General features: G+C 69.1%; 3 protein-coding genes and 1 pseudogene. 1 reads left to right on the top strand and 3 read right to left on the bottom strand.

Features of this window, described 5'->3' with window-relative positions:
- Positions 1-402, top strand: a pseudogene (locus tag ACIPIA_RS12995) (hypothetical protein); the annotation flags it as partial.
- Here ACIPIA_RS12995 and ACIPIA_RS12990 read toward each other — a convergent pair.
- The 3 genes from ACIPIA_RS12990 to ACIPIA_RS12980 form a co-directional block, all read right to left on the bottom strand.
- Positions 344-1648, bottom strand: a complete 1305-nt coding sequence (locus ACIPIA_RS12990; RefSeq protein WP_400510155.1) for a hypothetical protein — start codon at positions 1646-1648, stop codon at positions 344-346. The pseudogene ACIPIA_RS12995 and the gene ACIPIA_RS12990 overlap by 59 nt on opposite strands.
- Before the next feature lie 90 nt (positions 1649-1738).
- Positions 1739-3025 (bottom strand): TRAP transporter large permease, encoded by a 1287-nt coding sequence (locus tag ACIPIA_RS12985; RefSeq protein ID WP_400510153.1) that lies wholly within the window; start codon positions 3023-3025, stop codon positions 1739-1741.
- The coding region (locus ACIPIA_RS12980) for a hypothetical protein (RefSeq protein ID WP_400510152.1) at positions 3022-3215 on the bottom strand (194 nt) is incomplete at its 5' end. The genes ACIPIA_RS12985 and ACIPIA_RS12980, both read right to left, overlap by 4 nt.

The following is a 3215-nucleotide window of genomic DNA, read 5'->3' as shown; positions in this document are numbered from 1 at the left end:
CGGCCGGCCGTTCTGGCCGGTGCCGAGTGGCGCATCGTCAGCCTGCAGCGCATCGTCGATCGGCCGGACGGCTCCGCCGTCGCGCTGCTGCGGATGGAAGCCAAGGTCCTGGATGCGGAAGCGGTCGCCACGCCGCCCTGCCGCATCGCCCTGACCGGGCCCGACGGCCGGCGCTGGCAGCCGAGCTTCCTGCCGCCGAGCGAGGCCGGCCGCGTGATCCGCCGCGACAGGGATGAGGGCAAGAGCTGCGGCCCGGCCGTCCTCGGCAAGCCGGCGGCCGGCAGCACCGTGGCGATCACCGAGAGTTTCATCCTGCCGGCATCGGCCTTCCAGACGGCCGACGTCACCGTGAGCCTGCCGGGCTCGCGGCCGCATTATCTTCGCTTCCGGCGGGAGCGTTGAGCGCCTCTGCCCGCTTCTCCGCGGCCTGCTCGATCACGGCGGCGACCAGGCAGATGCGCAGGGCATCGACCAGGATGCCGCCGCGGATATCGCTTGGCCCCCCCAGGAAGAAGGCGATGACGCTGGCCATCGCCTGCCAGGCCGGCAGTTCCTGCGGGCCGATGAGCTGCGCGAGGCCGATCCAGCCCCAGGCCGCTGCCCAGCCGATCGCGCGCCAGAGCACGACGAGCCCGAGCAGCACGGGCAGCCCTGCCCCGAAGGCGAGGCGGACGCTGTTCACCACCGGCAGATAGCGCGAGCGATAGCCAGCGATGAAATGGTCGATGAACTCGCGCAGGAATTTCGGCAGGCGGCCATAGCGCGAAAGCGCCGCGGCCGTGCGCCGATGGCTCGTCAGCGGCCCCGCTTCCTTCATGTCGAAGCCGTAGATCACCGCCGCCATCAGCAGCCAGACCAGCGGCAGCAGCGCATAGAGGAACAGCCCCTTCAGGCTGCTCTCCAGCGAGGGTGGCGCGAGGTCCACGGCCGTGAACGCTGCCGCCTGCGCCTTGCCGACGAGGCCGAAGGCGAGGTCGCGGAGCCAGATCAGATAAGGCAAGGGCCCGCCGGCGCCGATCCAGGCCCAGGCGGCGTCCTTCCAGCCCGCGATCACGTAAAGGCCGATGAAGACCCAGTTGGCGTCGCAGAGCACGATGACGAACTGCCAGGCCGGCCGCGAACTGCGCGTCTGCATCAGCTTCGCCAGCCGCCGCACCCCGAAGGCGAGCGCCACCGCCCCGAAGAGCCAGAGCGTCGTCGGCACGTCGAGCACGGCGACGCGCTGGCCGAGCTCCGCCATCTGCAGCGCCAGCAGGGAATAGTCCCGCACCGTATCGCCGAGGAAACCCCAGGCGGCGTAATAGGCGAAGAATGGAATGATCGCGATTGCGACCACGGCGAGCCAGCCCTGCTCCCGAGGCGCGTCGCCCGCCGGGCCGGCCCGGGCCTGCGCCGGAAACAGCGCGGTGACCACGGGCATGGCCGGCCGGAGCGCAAGAAACATCAGCACCACGGCGACGAGCTTCGCGAGCACGATGAAGGACAGCACGACGAACCCGGCGAGCGCGTTGGCGAAGCCCGCCCTCACCGCCAGCGGCAGCAGCAGATCGTTGACGAGCGCCCCGCCGGCGGCGATGCACAGCAGCATCGGCCAGCCGAAGCGCCACAGATGGAGGAATTGCCGCAGCAGGCCGCCGATCTCGCGCATCCCCGCCAGTCTAGGCGATCGGCGCCCGCTGGCGAACCCGGCAGGCGACCATTGCTGACACAAGCTGCCAGCAAGCCCGCTCCTGGCTCCTCACGGCCCCATGACGTGGTTCGGCAGCCAGGTCGTCAGGGGCGGCCAGAGCGTGATCGCGGCCAGCACCACCAGCAGCGGCACGAGCCAGGGCAGGATCGCCTTCGACATCGTCTCGAAGGAGACGTTGGCGATGCGCGTCACCACGAAGAGCACGACGCCGATCGGCGGGTGGATCGTACCCAGGATCAGGTTGAGGATCATGATGATGCCGAACTGCACGGGGTCGATGCCGAAGCTGTGCGCGGCCGGCACCAGGATCGGGATCAGGATCAGCAGCGCCGCCAGCGCCTCCATGAAGCAGCCGACGACGAGCAGGATCAGGTTGCAGACGAGCAGGAACAGCAGCGGGTGCTGGATCGTCTCGACGATCATCGGCGTCAGCGTCTGCGGCACGCGCGAGATCGACATGCACCAGCCGAGCGCGCCGGCGGCCATCACCAGCACGGCGACCAGCCCCATGGTCTCGACCGTGTCGATCAGGATCGGCCAGAGCTGCTTCACCTCCAGCGTGCGGTAGACGAAGAAGCCGAGGAAGAGCGCATAGAGGCATGCGACGGCCGCCGCCTCCGTCGGCGTGAAGACGCCCGAGAACATGCCGCCCAGGATCAGCGGCGGCGTCATCAGCGCGAAGAAGCCGTTGAAGAAGGTCCGGCCGATCTCGCGGAAGCCCTTGAACTTCTCTTTCCGGAAGCCCTGCCGCTGCGCGATCATCGCGACCATCACCATCAGCGACAGCCCCATGAGGACGCCGGGAATGACGCCGCCGATGAAGAGCCGCCCGATCGAGACATCCGCCGTCACGCCGTAGATCACCATCGGCAGCGAGGGCGGGATGATCGGCCCGATCGTCGCCGCCGCCGCGGTGATCGCCGCCGCCGTCTCGGGCCGGTAGCCCGCCTTGCGCATCGCGCGGATCTCGATCGCGCCGGAGCCGGCCGCATCCGCCACCGCCGAGCCGGCCATGCCGGCGAAGATCATGCTGGTCAGGATCGAGGCATGGGCGTAGCCGCCGCGCAGCCAGCCGATCACGGACGTCGCGAAGTCGACGATGCGGTCGGTGATGCGCGCCGCCGCCAGGATGTTGCCCATCAGGATGAAGAGCGGCGCCGCGACGATCGGGAAGGAGTTCATCGCCTGCGCCATCTTCTGCGGCACGATCGAGGCCGAGAGATCGCCGATCAGCACGAAGGCGAAGGCCGCGAGCCCCATCGAGGCGAAGAGCGGGAAACCGGCCAGGATGGACAGCAGCCAGACGGCCGAGATCTTGAAGATCAGCGCGCTCATTCCGCCGGCTCCTGCAGCGTGGCCGCAACCGGCTCATAGGGCGAGGTCCGCCAGTTCCGCAGATTTGCGACGAGTTCGGTGAGGCCCTGCAGCGTCGTCACGATGCCGGCCAGCACCATCGGCGCGTAGAGCAGGCCCATCGACAGCGGCACGGTCGTCGCTTCCAGATCGTAGTTCGACTGGACGAGAT

Origin of the sequence: Allobosea sp. CER48, assembly GCF_044752385.1 — a bacterium.
Classification (GTDB): domain Bacteria; phylum Pseudomonadota; class Alphaproteobacteria; order Rhizobiales; family Beijerinckiaceae; genus Allobosea.
This window is presented reverse-complemented; position numbering and strand designations above follow the sequence as displayed.

Coding starts and splice junctions, on each gene's coding strand:
- ACIPIA_RS12990 (WP_400510155.1), bottom strand. CDS start 1,648: ATGCGCGAGATCGGCGGCCTGCTGCGGCAATTCCTCCATCTGTGGCGC.
- ACIPIA_RS12985 (WP_400510153.1), bottom strand. CDS start 3,025: ATGAGCGCGCTGATCTTCAAGATCTCGGCCGTCTGGCTGCTGTCCATC.